Source organism: Serratia sp. Res13-Sevr-LER1-36-b, assembly GCF_015673035.1.
Lineage (GTDB): Bacteria > Pseudomonadota > Gammaproteobacteria > Enterobacterales > Enterobacteriaceae > Chania > Chania fonticola_C.
Genome location: NZ_JADACK010000023.1, coordinates 195,514 through 212,803, shown reverse-complemented (window position 1 = coordinate 212,803; position 17,290 = coordinate 195,514). Strand labels below are relative to the sequence as shown.

The window sequence follows — 17,290 nt, the reverse complement described above, 5'->3', positions numbered from 1 at the left end:
TTGCCCGATTCATATCAAGTGCCTTGTCCCCTACTGGACTCAGATAATCACAATCTGCCTGCCATCAAGATCTTCCGCAATCACCCGAGTGAGTCCATCAGTAAACTCAATAAAGGTTTGGGCAGGTAAAAAAGGCAGCAGGGTTTTCACCGTATTGGGGGCGTAGTAGCGGAACATAAGCCAACGCGCCTGAACCTCGTCATAGACCTGATTGAATTTTCTCAAGTGGTGACTTACTACGGGTAATGGTAAGTAGCTGCGCAGAAAAATCCCCCAGTTTTTGCCCCATCCTTCAGCCAGTAACCATTGGGTGAAGTCACTTTCTGGTTCCAGGCGAACCAGATAAGGGGCATGAAAGGCAAAACGTTCTGCGCTGTCTCCCTTCCATAAGCAGCTCCATTCTGTTTCATAAGCCTCCAGCAGGACGGCAATATCTGAACGTTGCAACGCATCAATCACTGCGTAGGTATGACATGGGGCCGAGGAAGATGCACTGATCACTTCCCTACCCTGAGAAGAGAAGGGGGCCACTGCTCCAAACAGTGTTTCTTTGATTATCGCTTGTGCTTCGTTGGCATCTTCAGGCAACGCTATGCGGCGCAATCGTTGATTGTTACTGACCATTTTTAGCTGCCTCTTCTGCCGCTTTCTTCGCTTTGGCACAAATCTCGCAGAATGGCGCACCTTCCTGCACCATCGCGGTAAGTGCTTCTATCTGATCCGCACCGCCAGATTTAACTTCTACATTGGGGGCAGCCAAGATAATTTGCTTCCCTTTGAGGGTAATGCCACTGGAATCAATAGTGATACTGCCTCCGGGGCCTGCCAATGTGATAGTTTGGTCGGCATGCATAACGTAAGTAGGAGAGCGAGAGAAGATTTTGCTTTTCACTATCTCGTCGTAGACGCCTTCAATTTCAAGCCGGCTGTTACCCCCAATCTGCTCAATGGAGTCGGCGTAGATAACGTTCTTTTTCGAGCTGTTGACGACCAAAGTACGGTTATTCTCTACCTGTATTTCCTGATCTTTCATTACCCTGATAACAGCGTTATTACCTATGGTTTCAAAATGATCTCGCCCTACGTTAGTGCGTTTGTCCTGGCCGATTTCTTCCTGTTGGTCAACGCCGACAGATTTGGTACGGTTGTGGCCGATAGAGTGGAACTGGTCGTTGAGAATTTCTGTACGGTGATCTTTTTGCGCATGCATGTAGATCTCTTCCCGCGCTTTCTCATCCTCAAAACGCAGTTCGTTGAACCCTTCACCTTTATGGGTTTTGGACCGTATCGTCATTTGGGTTTTTGTTGCGGGTAAGTCACCGGGGGTCTGATTGTTGACATGATAAGTACGCCCGATAATCACCGGTTGATCGGGATCACCGTTCAGAAACTCCACGATAACTTCATGACCAATGCGCGGAATGGCTGACATTCCCCACTTTGTGCCTGCCCAGGGTTGAGACACACGAACCCAGCAGGAACTGGTATCATCTGTTATGCCTGAACGATCCCAAAGAAAACGCACCTTGACCCGGCCAAGCTCATCGCAATAGATTTCTTCAGAGGATGGACCCGTGACAATAGCAATCTGTGCACCATCAATGCGTGGTTTGGGTAGTGAAAGCGGACGCCACGTCTGGTCATTGGGAATAAATGCAAACTGGCTGGTTATGGTTGTACCTTGCCCTCCCGAGACAGTCTCCAGAGCCTGAGGTTGTTGCCCGGTATGGATGGCCTGGGTGATTTGCCAACGGGTATTCAGTGTGTCTAGCGGATGGTTTTCCAGGGTAAAGCGCACACCGGGTTGCAGGGCAGGACAATTACTCGCCCCTTCGCCCTGATGGGCGTCATTGCGCAATGCCTGAATGCGCCACTGGGCAAACTTTTCCCCGCTCGGACCGGTATTTTTATAGCGACCAGGGTAATCATAATGCAGATACTGGGTGGACTGGTGTTCATCATCTCGAGCATAGTCGCGATACTCTGCTGCCCATTCGGGATTTTTGAAGGTGTAATCTTTCAGCAACACGTCCGAAGGGCGCACACTTTCCCGGCGCTTGAAGGTGGTGATACAAGGCTCATCGAGTGAGGTTTGTGGCTGGTCTGGGTAGTAGGGGAGCGTCGGCCCATCATTCACGATAATGTTATCATCGGCAAAGACCAGCGTGTGCTTGCCATTCTCATGCTCAAAGAAATAATAAATGCCTTCTTCTGCCGCCATTCGATGAAGGAAATCCAGGTCGTTTTCGTTATATTGGACACAAAACTCTCGGGCTGCGTGCGTGTAACGAAAAGCATGAGCATAGTCAATGATGTTATTTTCTTTCATCAAGGTTTCCAGAATTTCTTGAAAACCCTGTTGCTGGAAAATGCGGGAATTTTGCCTTAACCCTGCTCGCCAGAGCGCGGGGCGCACACTGAGCCGGTAACGGGTTTGATGAAGTCCGGTATCGCCTTGCTCAACGGAAGTGACAATACCATTAACGATACGCTGCACTTCCGTTTCACGCCAAATGGTCAGCGTAGCGGTTTTGTCCAGAATTGAACGAAATTCCACACTGGGGCTGGCACTGGCAACATCAAGTTCGAGTGTGAAGAGTGTTGAGAATTGCTCGTGCAACGTAAAACCCGCTACCACGAAGGTTTTAGGCGGCAGGTCCCCCACACTCACAGTAAACCGCAGGCCACTCGCATCCATGTTCATATTTCCTTATTGATGGCGTGAATACATCCCGAACGATACAAATAAAATACTTATGATATATAAGACATTTTAATGCATGGAGAAAGCAGCAACAACCTGTATCTACGCATTCAGTGAGACCTGTCTCGGTTATATCTCGTTATAACCGAGAGGATAGCGTGGTAGGCAGGGACCTCTTCTACTGGTGAATGGCTTTATTCTTCAAGACAATCTTCAAGAATGGATGCTGCCAATCCCCCTGATAAATTTTTGTGGAAGATACAAACCCATCATGCTCTAACGCGCAAACAAGCCCCGGATGTTCGCGTACAAACTGATAGACGGCCCGACTTTCCAGCCCTTGCAACATATGAGCCAGTAGCTTGCGGCGCATCGCGTCACTCCGCCAACGCTTGCCAACCTTAAGGTCTTTATAAGTACAATTGAAGGTCTGGCCCACTGCGTTAGTGACACATTTCCCGTAGCGGTTCGTCCGGGCTGTTGCCTGGTAGTGATCGAGTAACCTTGCCAAATCAGCTTTGAGTGGCTCTAAGTGCTCACGCCAGCGCAACAGAATACGTTTGGCTTTGGACGGTCCGAACGCCTTTCTCAGCAGGCGGACAGTCGCGCTTTTGAATGAGAGACTAACATACCCAGCGTTGAACACGCTGGCATAGCGGAACTGTTTAACCAAAGCTTCTTCTACCTTCAGAACCTTGCAGATCACCTCTGTGTCAAGAAGCTGTAAGTTGCGGTCCGAAACGCCAATCGACTGTAGTTCACGGCGGAGGAGCTCAAGCTGGCACCCCTTAATGTCGTAGTTGTAACCCCGCGCAAGACAGGTCCACTTCATGCCGGATGGCAGGCTTTGGAAGCCAGTACCCACCTCGAACGAGCGTCCGCCAATCTTGGCCGCTTTATACGATTGCCTATATGCAACAACCAAAGGCGTGTGTGTAATCAGCTCTACGCCCACCTCTGCCAAATGAGACAGGAAATTGCGATAAAACATCATATTAACGCTGGAATGGTGCTCGTCTACGTACTGCCGGAGTGCATCAAGATTGATATGCAGCGGTTCTACATTGCCCCACACGGTTTTCAAGAGGTTCCTGAATGGCTCGTTCGGGATATCGCGCTTTGACCATTGATGCTTCACTGCCTGGCAGCCACGGCTAATGGCTTGTCCGATCAATTCATCAAAAGAGTAGGTTTTGCGTTTATTGAAAATATTCGTCAAGTAACTTAGGCGATCAGTCCGGCTGAGATACTCAGCGCGATCCTTGGTGAATAAGCTGTGCAGGAACTGCTTAGATACCGCGAACTCCCTGCATTTACGCCCAGAATGTGTATAGTCAATGATCTTGACTAACCTGGCTTCCTCAATCAACTCCAGAGCACGAGTATGCGGCAGATCTTTTGGTTGCTTAAACACACGCGGAAGCTCACGTTTACCGAGAGTCTCTGCTGGCAAGGGTACAGAATAAGTCCAATCTTTGTCACCTTTGAAGCGAGCCTTTTTACGGGTATTCCGGCTGACCGTAGAACAACAAATAAGATGTTCAAGGAATCGGGCAATATCACCGTAATAGGGTCGCCGTAAATGTTTCGGCCCATAAAAAGGAATGTTGAATACAGCCTTAATAAATGCCTCTAGCGTATACAGAGTTACCAGGATATTATTCTTAGTGAGATATGCTTTCATATATAAACGCCTGCTGATTGAAGGAAAGCGGGTGAGCTAACGCCACTTATTTACAGTTGGTAATTACGCAGGCAAAAAAATATGATAATGATAATGTTATGATGATAGATAATGGAGGCTCAGCCTCCTACACAGCTTAAGGCTGATATAACGCCAATGCTGGATAATGGCTATAGTATGGGGAAGCCATATATATGATACATACTGTTATATGCATCTATAGAGTATGTGCACGTATCTATATACCACCTAGATACAAATATCAGACAAATAACAACCAGCTTATAATGGGACTAGATAATACCCCCCTTAAAACCCTTTGTAGATATATCTACTCTCAGAGTTAGATAGCCTACCAAGCTTATAGAACCCCATTATTTCTGATGTTTACCAATTTTAAGATCGCTATTTCGCTTAAAACCGCGATTTGACGCATTTACAGGGAAATTATGATCTTTGTGAGCGAAAAGAAATGAATCTCCGGTTTTCCCTAGCCATTGTACGAGATGCCGATTTACTGCTCATCTGATGGGTGATTTGACCAGTCTGCAAGCAGAGAACATGCATCAAATCGCCGAGTTGAAGCACCATTTTTTGCCAGATTAAATAAAATAAGAACTCATATTGGCTTCTAAAAACTGTAGATAGCTGGGTTCTATCGGATGATATCAATCTGGGTGGGTATGTAAGAGAGTGAGATCTAGCTGCCCAACCAACAGGCTGTCCAGCGGTCTAATAGGCGAGTTGATGACGATACGTTGCGCTTTAAGCACCGTATTTTTGCAGATCACAAAAAGTGATTCTGAGTGGAGAGCTACGAAACTGCGTCCTGCGAACCGCTTCTGCTGGTACACGCCAATCACTCAATCACTTTTTGACTATGCCCAAAATGCAACGGACAGCCAAGCAGCAAGCTCTGAGTAGTGTTGATCTACCTACTACTACCAATTGATAAGCTTAATGTCTCTGCGCTACATTTACTGGCTTCTTCCCTCGATCTTGGCTAAAACCTCGTTAACAAACCTTGTTGCAGGCCATGAACCTTACTTGTTAAAACAGCAGCCGTTTTAGTCTGCAATCATCGGAGAGTTGAATCTGTAACACAGCGCTGGCAGTGTGGTATTTTTGAATCCTGGGCGAATCACTTTGTGGGATACCAATGAACAAACTTATTTTTCACCGCTATCATGGGCTAGGTAATGATTATCTAGTATGCCGACGTAGTGTGGCGGATCGTCTGAGCAATCAACAAATACAACGTATCTGTGACCGTCACTATGGACTTGGCTCTGACGGGTTACTTATCGATATCGACGATCTTGATGTTCCCACGTTACGTATAATCAACCCCGATGGCTCCGAAGCTGAGAAGAGCGGTAACGGTCTGCGGATCTACGCCCGCTACTTGTTTGACATAGGTCGAGTCAAGCACTCCCCCTTCTTTGTGAATACTCTCGGTGGTCAGGTGCGTTGTGAAGTTACAGAAGGTGCGCATCAAGTTATCGTTGATATGGGGCAAGCCAATTTTACCCCTGCTGCGTTACCTGCTTCGGTAGAGGGAGAAGAAGTGCTGGCATTACCACTACTGATTGATGGGCATAAGCTGACTGCATCCTTGGTGTCGATGGGCAACCCGCATTGCGTTATACAGGTGAAAGAATTGGATCTTGCTTTAGTGCAGGAAATTGGCGGAAAAATTGAAACAATGCCCATCTTTCCTAAACGCACGAACGTTCAGTTTGTAGAGGTTCAGGATCGCAGTAATATTCGCATTGGCATATGGGAACGCGGTGCTGGTTATACATTGGCATCGGGAAGTAGCAGTTGTGCCGCTGCCAGTGCAATGCGTAAACTCGGGCTGGTTGATGATAACGTTACCGTACATATGCCCGGTGGGCGGTTGGCTATCAGTTTCAGTGGCTATTTTCAGGTTAAAATGTGCGGCCCGGTACAGAAAATATCAACCTCTATGCTTGATGAAGATTGTTTTTTTGATATGCAACCAGACATAGGACAACAATGAAAATACCCCTCCTGTTTCATGTTAATTAAGCCAAACAAAAAGATGGAGTAGACAATCTACTCCATCGGCCAGCATTTTATTTAGTCATTCAATAAATCAATGAATTTGTCATAGACAAAGCAATAACGACGGTCAATAACTTCGTCTCCATAACGAATTTGTACTGTACTGTATTCTTTTTGGCTATCAGACAGCAAAACACCTCGCTGAGTCAAAGCCTTGAGTACAACCTTACGTGATTTAAGGCTCATGGTGTCATTAATCAATTTAGCATCAACCGCAAGTACTGTTTTCCCTTTCACCTGACAAAGAACCGCTGATGCACCTTTAATCAAGTCTTTACTTAAGTCACCATTTTTGATCAAATTCAATTGTCCCCCTGATTTCAGAATGCTAATAACATCAGGTGGTAACAGCATTGAAAGAGCTGGCTCCGGTGAGCATGGCATATTCATTGAATCAAGATAGCATTTTGAGATACCCTGCATCACATCACTTTTATCAAAAGGCAAGATCTTATATTTGATAGCCAAACAACCGCTAACGTAGGCCAGAGCAAAGCGTTTGGCGATACGCATATCAATACCAGAGTTACGGTTTACCTTATGTTTATTCAGAAAGAATTCGATCCCTTTTTCTAAGTACGCTTCAAGTTCATCATGATCATTCTGAATATCAGCAACCAGACGCTTCAGGAACGCGGGTTTAGCTGCCCCATAATAGCGATGAGTGACATCCTTAACCATGTGTGCAAGTTCATTGCTGGAAGTCATACCTTCTGGTAATGACTCGAAGATCCCCATACTACGACCAGCATCAGCAGGAACATCGATCATACGCACATTCTCACCCTCTAAGCGCTCAATTTTACCGATTTCAGTATGTTGAGCAAAGCTAAGTTCACCCGTGCTGAAAACACCCAATCTCCATTCAGCTACGTTATTCGCGTAAAGTGGCGAACGTGCTTTGCCTTTACCCTCTGTCAACATGTGAACACGGTTTGTGATGATTTTAGCCGTCGTGATCAAATCTTTATCCAACAGTTTGCTTTCATCAAGGATCAACGTGCTGTCATTGTGAGCCACAGCAATTTCTTCAAGACTTTTGTCAGTATTGTTCCAGGACGTAACAATAAAGTTTGGTGCACCTGCAACGGAAGCTAGAATGTAAGTAGGAGAGCTTTTATCCATGTTGCTTGTACCCCAGAGATGGAAGCCGCCTCCTGCCATATCCAGAAGTTTGAGCAATAATCCTGAAAATGCGCTACAAATAGCTAACATGATACGGGTGCTATTTAATGCATAGACAGCGACATTAATTTTCCATTCTTTCAACGTACCTTGCTTAGTTTCGTTCGGTAACTGCTTTTTCGCATCAGGGTGCAGTACAGGCTTATCTCCCTTAATTTCACCAATCACTTTATCATTGACACGCAAGTAAACATCACCGCAATAACCGGGTTTATAACGCAACAAGATAAACTTATCTATTTTCTTGGTAACCTCTTGGAAAATAAGTTCCATTTTCTTTTTCGACAAGCTAGGATCACATCCTGCTTTGAGCAATAGCTTTTTCAGTTCATGCTCACTTACCAAAGATGCTGCTGGAATGACAATCAAAATACTTTTACCGCTATTCACGCTACGTATTTTAACTAAGCGAAACGCAGTATCTGAAGGAGATAACATTCGAGACTTGGCTATTAACTGTACATCGATTTTTACTTCATCATTATTAAATTTGTTTTGTTTATTCTTCACTGTTTATTCCTCTTTATTGATTATTCACGCACTCACCCAATCATTTTCATTGTTTAAGTGCGTGACAGTTCATCTACTCAATTAATCTGAATAGTGTTATATCTATTTCAATCCAACAGTAGGTTTAACGCGTCTGCATAACGGTTATTACTATCTATGCGGGGTTATTGCGTTTAGCTCATTAACAAATGGTCACCATACTTCCTTACTTTATACATAAAGGTTAACCCTGCCATTCCGATTGCATCCAACATTATCAGAGAATCAGTATGCTGCTTACTTAATAATCTGTATTTCCTAGTCCAGCGTTTTCTTTTCCTCTCTTTGCCATCTAGTATATAGATATCATTATATTGGATAGATTCAACACGCCACCAAATGGCTTTAAATCGATAACTTATCTGACACTCAGGCTCCTTCAATTTACTTGATAGCATCGGGCGGTTGATCACTCCCTCTCGTATATTCATGTTCTTTTTGTTTTTCAACTTAATGCGAAGCTTTTTGATGGCCTCTTTATCATTGGGAATAATCAAGTGGAAGTGTGGCATCCACTTCTGAATATCCTTATGGAAATCCATTTCGAACCCACCGATTACCATTCCTTCAAAGCCACTTTCTTTGAGCCAACGCCGGAGTCGTGCTTTTAAAGCGTCTGGTCTCCATTCCAGTAATTCACCATCACTGATTGCATCTTGATAAAAGATTAATGTTAGTCCCCTCCATCTTTTTCTCTTCTTACATAATTTCATTACCTCCCTGATCATTATAAGCCGATGACGTCTGAAACATTCAGGACAAGCGGCACTGCCACATGGATAACGTGGTTCGCATTCCCATAGTTTCTTAAACAATACTTGGTAGATTTTGTCTTTACGTTTCTGTAATGCCTTCTCTCTTATAAGCCTCTCGGCGTGTACCTCCTTTACTGTTTCGAATTTTGGGATTGTCTTGGCGAACTCTTCAAGTTCATCATTCAATTTTGCCAATGGCATTATTCGACGTATTTTCATCCAGTTCCTTATTTACTAACCGTTGGCCGCTCCTCAATCCAGCGTTGTACATCCTCTTCCCTCCAAGCAATCGCCCGACTCCCTGTCAATGACACTTGATAAGGGAAGCGTTTTGCCTCGATAAGACGGTACAAAGTCGCCCTTGAGATGGCACAACGGTTTAAAACTTCCTTTATTTTTAGTAACTTGCTCTCTCTCATCTCTTCCCCCTTGTTCGCTGATGAGGAGATAATAACGATATTTTACGAATGGTCAATCTGGGCTACCAGCTAAAAACAAGGTGTGCTTCTCACACATAATATTAATTAATTGTGGAAATATCACCAAGATAGAATATACTTACAAAGATGTGAGAAGCACATGATAAAAAAACAAAATTAAAGTATATAACTCTAAGCAAGGGAAATATCACAGGGTATGACAATGAAAAATCCCGTTAAAAATAGAATCACGGTCAAAAGTGTCACAAAAAAAACCAATACTAGTTTCAAGCCAACTGCCAAGATCATTGATACACGGGGGAGGAACGCTAGTTACAAACGAAAAACTGAGGAGGTTTATAAAAAATCAGGATTTACAGCCACCAAGCTACGACTGGGTAAGGATGTCATGGATAAGCTGGGTGAAATCTACGAAGACCTGCTTGGCGAAGAGATCGATCTAGAACATAAAGATCTTGAAGCTCTGAGCAGAGTGGTTAGCTACTGCATCAGCAAGTGCTATAAAGAGATGCACATAAAGAAGGGCAAAGGAGAGTTGCCAGACATCACTCCTGCGAAAACGAACAAGGCACAACAATTATATGACTTGTATCAAGCGGTTTCTTTTCAGGAAGCTACCGGCCATTCTTTAGACGAGATATCCAGAGAGATGACGTCGTGGAAAAGAGAGCAGTTTTCCCCCCGTGTAACAAGATCCGGACAAGGAAAAATTGGCAATGAATTCGAATGGTCTCGTCAGAAAATAGAACCACTGCTTGATATTCATAGTGTGAATGATTTAATAGAAAAGTTTAACAAAAGGAAAGTAAAAAAAATCACCAACATTTTAAGCGCTGAGAAGCCATGATTTTGGCCCCATCGCCACGGTGATCGTATCGGGCAGTGGTCGATATCTCGCTGTGACCAGCCAATTGACGCACAGTATTGATATCAACTCTCTGCTCCAGCAGTTGAGTAATGAACGTACGACGCAAGTCATGGGGTGTAAACTCAGTCACGTTGGCGGTGGTTCTCAGTTGTTCCAGGATCGCCGTCAATCCTGCTGTGGTTAACGCACTGACTGCCGGCTGTCCAGATCGATACACTTTAGTGAATAGGGCGTCCCCCTCACCTTTGGCGGCTATCCATGCTGACAGTGCCTTGGCTACAGCAGGAGCCACATGAATTTCCCGGTACTTGCGTCCCTTCCCTTGTCGGACAATCAATAGACCATCCGCATAGTCACCCTCCTGAAGTTTGACCAGTTCGCCAGCGCGTAATCCAGCCCCGCACAAAGTCAGCAGGATAGCTGTATCTCTACATCTACGAGCGGGTTCACCGTGGCTTTTGGCCGCTTTCAGAAGTAGCCGGACCTCATGCCTACTTAACGCTCTTCCCTGCCGTATCGGATCGCCTTTAACGCGTTTGACAGCCTTGATACGTGCTAGGGTTTCCGCATCCAATCGATGCAAGTTGAATGCTGTCTGTGCCAGTGATCGCAATGCTGCCAACGCCATATTGACCGTTGCAACGGAGTAACCTTCATCCAGCAGGCAAGCGCGTATTTTAGCCACCTTGCCATAGTCTAGTTGTTCCCAAGGGTAAGACTGCGCGGAAGATCGTTTGCTAAGTATACGAGCACTACGATTGAGCAAACTGGTGATACCGCCACGGCCTGATATCGCTAAGCTGTTGATGTAGGCATCAAACACGGTGGTCGCTGTATTTCTCTGATTAACGTTCAGTTTAAGCTTGAGCATAGCTAACTCGTGATAACGTACATTAAACCAAGTAACCGGACTGCCTACAGCAGCAGCCCACGCTCTGCCATTGAGACGGTTTGTGTACCGGCAACAATGAAGTGGTCTAGCACCCGCACATCAACCAGTTCCAACGCAGATACAAGCCTTTTGGTGATCGCCAAGTCTGCCTGGCTGGGTTCCGGCTCACCGCTGGGATGGTTGTGGACGAGTATCAACGCTGCTGCATTATGTCGCAGACATAGCTTCACCACTTCTCGGGGATAGACGTTAACGCCGTTGATAGTGCCCCTGAACAGCTCCTGGTAAGCCAGAATGCGTTGCTGGTTATCCAGCAATACACAGCCGAATACTTCATGCTCTAGTGGTGCCAGTTTGAGCATGAGGTAATCCCGCACATCTATCACCGACAGCAGTTGTTGCCCACGAATATAGCGGTTCTCGATGATGGCTTGTGCCTGCTGTAGGATCAGATCTTCATTGCAGCGATTAGTCATATCAGAACTCCCGTTCAACAAAGTAGATACAGTCAGGGAAAAGTTGGCGTGCGCTGTTACCGGGCTTGAGTGACCAACTTTTTCGTGATGATTTTCGTTTGCCGCTGCTATCGAAGAAGTAGAGGTATTGACTGTCTATGCGGGTGATGACTGACCAGTGATGTTGATCGCTAATCAGGATGAGGCGGGAAAAGTCACTGTGGTTGAGGTATTCGGCTATCTCGGTGAGGATGCGCTGGGTGGTTAATCGCTTAAGTTCTCGGAAGGGCTGGCTGATTGTGGTGGGGAAGTGCTTGTGGTAGTACCCTTGCCGCAATACCCGGTCAATCAAGTAATCCATTCGGGTTTCATCAAGGCCGTGGGTCAGCCATTCCTCTAACGGCCATTCATAACTGTATTCCCGCAACAGGGCGCGCATCAGTGGTTTTCTCTTCACTCTGCCATCAAATAGGTAGCCCATCATATTCACCAAGCTGTACGCCCCACACAAACAATCCAGGTCACCCTGTTGGGATGCACAGATCCCTCTATCCTTGACCACAATAGATACCCCAAATGGATTCAATTAATTTAGATTTCCCAAAGGAACTGGACAGTATAAACGTCCATGTCGTAATACTGAATAAAGTTGGATTGCCATAATTCAAATAGCTCGCAGCCAGCTTTATGCCCGAGGTCGCCTAACCCAGCATGGAATGCATATTGTTGCGACCAGCTAAAATCAATTTCCTTTTCCAGTTCAGGGTAAACCCGGCCCATATAACCAAAGTCAGTAACGTAATCAAAAAACCAGCGTTCTTCTTTTCTGATTAGCCGGATTTCCACTGGATGATAGCCACCAAACTCGGCACTGTAGTCGGGGTCTCTAAAAATAAATGACGCAGCTTTCAATTCTTGCTTTATTGGCGGAGCCTTGTCCATTTCTTTAAATAATAGTTCAATCAACTTTTCATTAACGGGAAGCCTATAGCCTTCCTGATGGATAATATTCATAAAGTTTCCACTTAAGTTAAAATAGTCGATGAGTCGAATTAGAAATACAGTTACACCTCCCGTTAAGGATTAATTAAATATTATTGGTTTGCGTGGCTGGAAATAATCACTTTACCACAATGACATTTTATCAAATAATACGTGTCATGGCAAATAGTTTCAATGTGAAACTATTAATTAAATAATGACTTGGGAAGGGGCTAAATTAACTATTCAGACCAGATTAGGCGTGTGAAATAGAGGTTAAAAGTTGCTGGCGCTGTTCCTCAGAAAGCGTCATCAACTGACGTGCCAACATCATCACTTCTGGCTCCATATTAGTGGTTAACATCAAATCATCGGCTACCTGTTCCAATGCCTGCTTTAGCAGCCTGTCACGGGATTGTGGCTTCATGGTCTTGAACAGTTGCACCCAGAGGTTAAGTTGCTCATCGCTGCCATAGGGTGAGGCTATTTGCGTTTTCTGCTGCTGCTCCACACGTTCACTTTGCAACGACATGCCCGCCGCACGGATATGATACTCAAAGCCCTTATGTCCAGTTCTCTTTCTCTTGATGTCAGGGTGCATAGCCGCCAGTTTTTCCAGACGCAAGCGGCAACCTTTTGCGGTGCCTGGCATACCCGGTTTCCCGACAAATGCGGGTGCTGAGAGCCATTGATCATCATCCAAGTGGGTTTCTTGCGGCAAATTATTTTCCATAAACTTTAATCCAGATATCAATGCGTTAAAAAGAATCGGCAAAATAACTCACAAAAGGAACTTGATAAGTATCTTTTATTCGCATTTAATGTCCATGTACTGATACAGAGGAGTTAATATTGTGAATAACCACGTAGCATCGCAAAAAAAGTCCCCTAAGGGAAGGCTGGAGGATTGGCATCGGGCTGACATTGTGGCGGCCTTGCATAAGCGGGGAGTGAGCCTGTCGCAGTTATCACGCGAGCAGGGATTGGCTCCCCGCACACTCAATAATGCATTCAGCCAACACTATCCCAAGGCGGAACGCCTGATAGCCGGGGTATTGGGCATGACACCTGAACAGTTGTGGCCCAGTCGTTATCTCAACAAGGCACCCTCGATTCATGCCAAAAAGGGATAGCAATGGCGACCACAATCACATCGGTAACTGAGAGCTTTGAATACTTCTTCCACTCGCTATACCGGCAAGAGTTTGTCAAAACACTTCGTCTGAATGAATGCAGCGAAAGAGAACTACTTCCCTTGGTTCGTTGCTACCTATTAGGGTACTTTGCCGATGCGGTATCACCTGAGGTGCAGGGGAAGCTACCGGGGACGATAACAGGGAATGGCTACATTGATTTTGTGATTGATGATGTGGCGGTTGAGTTTGCGGTACGCAAGCCCATGGCGGCGAAATCCACCGTATCAGCCACCGTCAACAGCACGGAAATGAAGAAGCTAATGAAATATCCCGGCAAGGCGTTACTGGTCTTGTTCGACTTCTCAACCACACCCTATACAGAAGCTCAGATAGAAGCTTTCCGTGATTGGCCCTCACTGGGGAAAGGCAACCATAAGAAATCAGCTTTCAACGTGGCTTACTTTTATGTGGAGAAACGCAAGCCGCTGACACTGGGGAGATTCGTTAAAAACATCCGTATCAACTGACAAGGAAGCACGATGAAAAACATGATATTAGCGGTCTTGGCTGGCAGCTTGTTTTGCAATATAGCGGTAGCCGCCAAAATGGAAGGTAAAACCTTTATCTACCAGAAACCCGATGGTGAAATCAGGCTGTCGGCAGTACCGGGTAATGGGCAACAGGCAAAATTCTCGATTAACACCAATGTGGATATGCAAGTTTGTGAAGTGGAAGGGATCGCCACTGCTATTGCTGAGACAGCAGAGCATACTACCTTGCAATGGCGAGATAAAGAGCAATGTTTGATTACCCTGACATGGGGCCAGAATCGCGTTAATGTCCAAGCTACAGAGGAATGCAATAGCTATTGTGGCATGAATGCCGGGAACTCATTGTCTGGCGTCTATAAGTAAACTCATTTTTCAAATGGCAATGTGTAATTAATTACTTATGCAAACCAGCATTTTATATGAGGGGTCATGCCAACTGACTTAAATAAAGACTCACTATTAGATCCACTTTATGACCAAGCACTTAATATGCTCGTCAGTGGTGAGTTGGAAAATAAAATCACAGCCGTTCAACATCACTTCAAGATTGGGTATAACCGGGCGGCTAATCTGGTTGAGAAAATCAGGCAGGATAACGTTTTATTAATTAAGGATAGATAATGTCTTTTATCGATAAACTAAAAGAAAATCAGAAAAAGAATGAAGAGGCAGGCCGTAATGATCTTAATGCGGTCAGACAAAAGCTACTCAGCGGCGACTATGGACTAACAAAGACAATCTGGCTATGGTGGTTTATTCCTGCCGTGTTATTGTCAGTGATGGAGTACTTTTCTGAATCAGCAGGGACAATTCTCAGGATCGACATTGCGATGTTGGTTTGGAGTGGTCTGATGTTCTTTTGCATTATGAGAACAACAGCTAATAAACTGTGGAAAGTGTTGGCACTACTAGTTACCGGTGTTGATTGCCTGTTTTCTCTATTAGGCGTGGCATCATTCTTCCTGTGAGCGTTCTGATGAAACTGAGACTACTCTTCTCATGCATTGCCTTGATTAGCCTGTCTGGCTGCGATTCAGGTACACCAAAGTGCAACAGTGATGAGGCTAAAAATCTGGTGGTTGATATTGCCACCAAGGAAGCGGCTAAGACGTATTACAAACTGGATGGTGTGACAATCTCGGTGGAGAATGTCAGAACCGTAGAGCACCAAAGTAAGCTTGATGTGTACCAGTGCGCTGCCGATTTAAAGTTCGCCAATGCTGAAAAAGCCAACTCAATCCCCATCACTTACCGCATTCAAAAGACCGATGACAATAACGGTCAGTTTTATATTAACGTATTCGGTTTATAACGTATAGGCGGCTGTCCATTGGATGGCCGTCAGATCATTTATACCCACCTGTATTTTACCTCCCCCCTTCTAATTATATGAGAACAGCCACATGAAAACCTATTATGTAGAAGGCAATGTTTGCTATTTATATTTTTTAGTGCCTCCATTACTCGAAATGCCTGAGCACGATCTCGAAGTGAATATATTTACATGTAACCCGGAAATGATAGATGAAAGTAAGTTACCCGGTTTCGAAGATGAGGTTTTATATAAAAAGATATCTTCCGCAGAAGAGTATGAATTACCTGATCGCTACGTAGATTTAAATGTTATCATTATAGACAGCAAAGAAAGTGAAGAGTTTATTGATATTGCCAGCACACTAAAAGCCATCAATTTTGTTCTGGTGCATCCAGACTATCATTTGACAAGAGACATTCCAGACGCACATTTTATCCCGTGCTGGGATAATCCACCTCGTGTATTGTATCATGTGATTTGTGCTGCATTTTATACCGGTGTGCTTTGTAACGCTTCTAATACTAATTAAGGTGGTACGTAATGCCCTCAATAAAATTAAAGATAATCATCACAGCTATCATCACGATTATCATTGCTGTTCTTATCTGGTTGTTTACGCCCGAAGAGAGGACACCAGAAACGCCATCCAAAGCTAATACCCTTTACGTCCAATCGAGTTTACCGGGTGAATGCCGGGCAATCATTACCCCTATCTTGGATAACGTAGCATCAAAACCCAGCGAGATCTCTTGCAAAGTGCAACTGCGTTCAAATGATTAACTAATTGTATTTAAATAAAATACAGGTGGCTTTTTATGACCACCTGTTCTTGGCATTTTATTTTAATCTGTCAGATCTGTGCTTTTTTATTTTCAAAAAGACCATCTTTCTTGCATCATACGTGATTAGTAAAGAAATAGTCTGAGTAAAGAGAGACGTGACGAAAAATAAAAATATCACACTAAATATGCCAAATGCCCATCTTTGTTTTGCTACTAAGGTATCGATGTATTCTAATGACCTTTGGCTATTAAAAGATTCACAAATTATATCTATAGTTTGGGGCGGTAGTTTTATGACTATGTCAGTTTTCTTCTCGCATTCTTGTGGTGTTATAACCCAAGAGTTTTCCCTGCCACCTAAAACGTTATACTCTATTGCCTCTTTTTTATTAAACCAAAACCAACCTGTATTATTGATGTTTATTAATCCTGCTGGTTTAATAGCTACAACCAGTGCTGCAAAGAAAAGAAAGAGGGGGAGGAACAGAGATAAAAAAGTTAGTGTTGGTATTACTTTGTTGATTTTCTTTATCTTCAATGTATCGATTATAAGATTTCGTTTAAGTTTTGCGATGATTCTGAAGTTTAACTCATACTTTTTAATCCAATCCTCGAACTTTTTCTTTTGTTTTATCGATACAGCATCAGTATTGTAGTGGTAATTAAATTTTTCTATTTCAATTATGTCATTAATGAAGTCATGTTTGCTTTCTTTTTTATAGCCAAGCCAAAAGGCCCAAAATCTATTTACTATGGAAAAACCTGATTTCGCTTTACGCTTAATGTAATAAAGAGATGATATCATCATTATAAAGATGAATGGAAATAGAATGAACTTGTTATCTATAATTGATAATAAAGGGGAAATAAACGTATCGAACTGTGTATTCACAATGCTATATCCT

The 17,290-nt window shown here is 44.2% G+C and carries 21 protein-coding genes; 9 read left to right on the top strand and 12 right to left on the bottom strand.

What is annotated here, in order from left to right; genetic code table 11:
• Positions 1 to 39: 39 nt before the first annotated feature.
• From IMQ33_RS18645 to IMQ33_RS18635, 3 genes are all read right to left on the bottom strand, one after another.
• Positions 40 to 624: a DUF4123 domain-containing protein gene (locus IMQ33_RS18645; RefSeq protein WP_196062032.1), complete on the bottom strand. Its 585-nt coding sequence runs from the start codon at positions 622 to 624 to the stop codon at positions 40 to 42.
• Positions 614 to 2,698, bottom strand: coding sequence for a type VI secretion system tip protein VgrG (locus IMQ33_RS18640; protein WP_196062033.1), 2,085 nt, complete (start codon positions 2,696 to 2,698; stop codon positions 614 to 616). The genes IMQ33_RS18645 and IMQ33_RS18640 overlap by 11 nt, the downstream gene beginning before the upstream one ends.
• Before the next feature lie 184 nt (positions 2,699 to 2,882).
• The gene (locus IMQ33_RS18635) at positions 2,883 to 4,388 is read right to left on the bottom strand and encodes a hypothetical protein (protein ID WP_196062034.1); all 1,506 of its coding nucleotides are present in this window, start codon (positions 4,386 to 4,388) and stop codon (positions 2,883 to 2,885) included.
• Positions 4,389 to 5,547: 1,159 nt separating this feature from the next.
• On the opposite strand from IMQ33_RS18635, the gene dapF reads away from it, so the two are divergent.
• Positions 5,548 to 6,411 carry a diaminopimelate epimerase gene (gene dapF / locus IMQ33_RS18630; protein WP_196062035.1) on the top strand — a complete coding sequence of 288 codons (864 nt, stop codon included), beginning with the start codon at positions 5,548 to 5,550 and terminating at the stop codon, positions 6,409 to 6,411.
• A gap of 80 nt (positions 6,412 to 6,491) precedes the next feature.
• Here the strand turns inward: dapF and IMQ33_RS18625 are convergent, their stop codons facing one another.
• From IMQ33_RS18625 to IMQ33_RS18615, 3 genes are all read right to left on the bottom strand, one after another.
• The gene (locus tag IMQ33_RS18625; protein ID WP_370572193.1) at positions 6,492 to 8,171 is read right to left on the bottom strand and encodes a DUF927 domain-containing protein; all 1,680 of its coding nucleotides are present in this window, start codon (positions 8,169 to 8,171) and stop codon (positions 6,492 to 6,494) included.
• 173 nt (positions 8,172 to 8,344) lie between these two features.
• A complete protein-coding gene (locus tag IMQ33_RS18620; protein WP_196062037.1) occupies positions 8,345 to 9,184 on the bottom strand; it encodes a hypothetical protein in 840 nt (279 codons plus the stop codon).
• Positions 9,185 to 9,192: 8 nt separating this feature from the next.
• Complete coding sequence (locus tag IMQ33_RS18615) at positions 9,193 to 9,384, bottom strand: AlpA family transcriptional regulator (protein WP_196062038.1); 192 nt, start codon at positions 9,382 to 9,384, stop codon at positions 9,193 to 9,195.
• Between the two features lie 223 nt (positions 9,385 to 9,607).
• Here IMQ33_RS18615 and IMQ33_RS18610 point away from each other — a divergent pair, with 223 nt between their 5' ends.
• Positions 9,608 to 10,252, top strand: a complete 645-nt coding sequence (locus IMQ33_RS18610; RefSeq protein ID WP_196062039.1) for a hypothetical protein — start codon at positions 9,608 to 9,610, stop codon at positions 10,250 to 10,252.
• On the opposite strand, the gene IMQ33_RS18605 is transcribed toward IMQ33_RS18610, so the two are convergent.
• From IMQ33_RS18605 to IMQ33_RS18585, 5 genes are all read right to left on the bottom strand, one after another.
• Positions 10,221 to 11,144 carry a site-specific integrase gene (locus IMQ33_RS18605; RefSeq protein WP_196062041.1) on the bottom strand — a complete coding sequence of 308 codons (924 nt, stop codon included), beginning with the start codon at positions 11,142 to 11,144 and terminating at the stop codon, positions 10,221 to 10,223. The two genes, IMQ33_RS18610 and IMQ33_RS18605, sit on opposite strands and share 32 nt — an antisense overlap.
• A 44-nt stretch (positions 11,145 to 11,188) precedes the next feature.
• The gene (gene radC, locus IMQ33_RS18600; protein WP_196062043.1) at positions 11,189 to 11,641 is read right to left on the bottom strand and encodes a DNA repair protein RadC; all 453 of its coding nucleotides are present in this window, start codon (positions 11,639 to 11,641) and stop codon (positions 11,189 to 11,191) included.
• A 1-nt stretch (position 11,642) separates the two neighbouring features.
• Positions 11,643 to 12,104, bottom strand: coding sequence for a hypothetical protein (locus IMQ33_RS18595; protein ID WP_230326727.1), 462 nt, complete (start codon positions 12,102 to 12,104; stop codon positions 11,643 to 11,645).
• Between the two features lie 107 nt (positions 12,105 to 12,211).
• The gene (locus IMQ33_RS18590) at positions 12,212 to 12,634 is read right to left on the bottom strand and encodes a DUF2787 family protein (RefSeq protein ID WP_196062046.1); all 423 of its coding nucleotides are present in this window, start codon (positions 12,632 to 12,634) and stop codon (positions 12,212 to 12,214) included.
• 223 nt (positions 12,635 to 12,857) lie between these two features.
• Positions 12,858 to 13,334, bottom strand: a complete 477-nt coding sequence (locus IMQ33_RS18585) for a hypothetical protein (RefSeq protein ID WP_230326725.1) — start codon at positions 13,332 to 13,334, stop codon at positions 12,858 to 12,860.
• 121 nt (positions 13,335 to 13,455) lie between these two features.
• Between IMQ33_RS18585 and IMQ33_RS18580 the strand changes: the two genes are divergently transcribed.
• The 7 genes from IMQ33_RS18580 to IMQ33_RS18550 all read left to right on the top strand — a co-directional run bounded on the left by IMQ33_RS18580 (position 13,456) and on the right by IMQ33_RS18550 (position 16,132).
• Entirely contained in the window at positions 13,456 to 13,734 is a 279-nt protein-coding gene (locus IMQ33_RS18580) for a helix-turn-helix transcriptional regulator (protein ID WP_098930109.1), read from the top strand.
• A 2-nt stretch (positions 13,735 to 13,736) separates the two neighbouring features.
• A complete protein-coding gene (locus tag IMQ33_RS18575; protein ID WP_196062047.1) occupies positions 13,737 to 14,264 on the top strand; it encodes a hypothetical protein in 528 nt (175 codons plus the stop codon).
• A gap of 12 nt (positions 14,265 to 14,276) precedes the next feature.
• Positions 14,277 to 14,651 carry a hypothetical protein gene (locus IMQ33_RS18570; protein WP_196062048.1) on the top strand — a complete coding sequence of 125 codons (375 nt, stop codon included), beginning with the start codon at positions 14,277 to 14,279 and terminating at the stop codon, positions 14,649 to 14,651.
• 66 nt (positions 14,652 to 14,717) lie between these two features.
• Positions 14,718 to 14,909 (top strand): DNA translocase FtsK, encoded by a 192-nt coding sequence (locus IMQ33_RS18565; RefSeq protein WP_196062049.1) that lies wholly within the window; start codon positions 14,718 to 14,720, stop codon positions 14,907 to 14,909.
• Complete coding sequence (locus IMQ33_RS18560; RefSeq protein ID WP_196062050.1) at positions 14,909 to 15,256, top strand: hypothetical protein; 348 nt, start codon at positions 14,909 to 14,911, stop codon at positions 15,254 to 15,256. The genes IMQ33_RS18565 and IMQ33_RS18560 overlap by 1 nt, the downstream gene beginning before the upstream one ends.
• A gap of 8 nt (positions 15,257 to 15,264) precedes the next feature.
• Positions 15,265 to 15,600, top strand: coding sequence for a hypothetical protein (locus IMQ33_RS18555; protein WP_196062052.1), 336 nt, complete (start codon positions 15,265 to 15,267; stop codon positions 15,598 to 15,600).
• A gap of 91 nt (positions 15,601 to 15,691) precedes the next feature.
• Positions 15,692 to 16,132: a hypothetical protein gene (locus IMQ33_RS18550; RefSeq protein ID WP_196062053.1), complete on the top strand. Its 441-nt coding sequence runs from the start codon at positions 15,692 to 15,694 to the stop codon at positions 16,130 to 16,132.
• A 308-nt stretch (positions 16,133 to 16,440) separates the two neighbouring features.
• Here IMQ33_RS18550 and IMQ33_RS18545 read toward each other — a convergent pair whose 3' ends face one another.
• The gene (locus IMQ33_RS18545) at positions 16,441 to 17,277 is read right to left on the bottom strand and encodes a DUF6216 family protein (protein ID WP_196062054.1); all 837 of its coding nucleotides are present in this window, start codon (positions 17,275 to 17,277) and stop codon (positions 16,441 to 16,443) included.
• Positions 17,278 to 17,290: the final 13 nt, after the last annotated feature.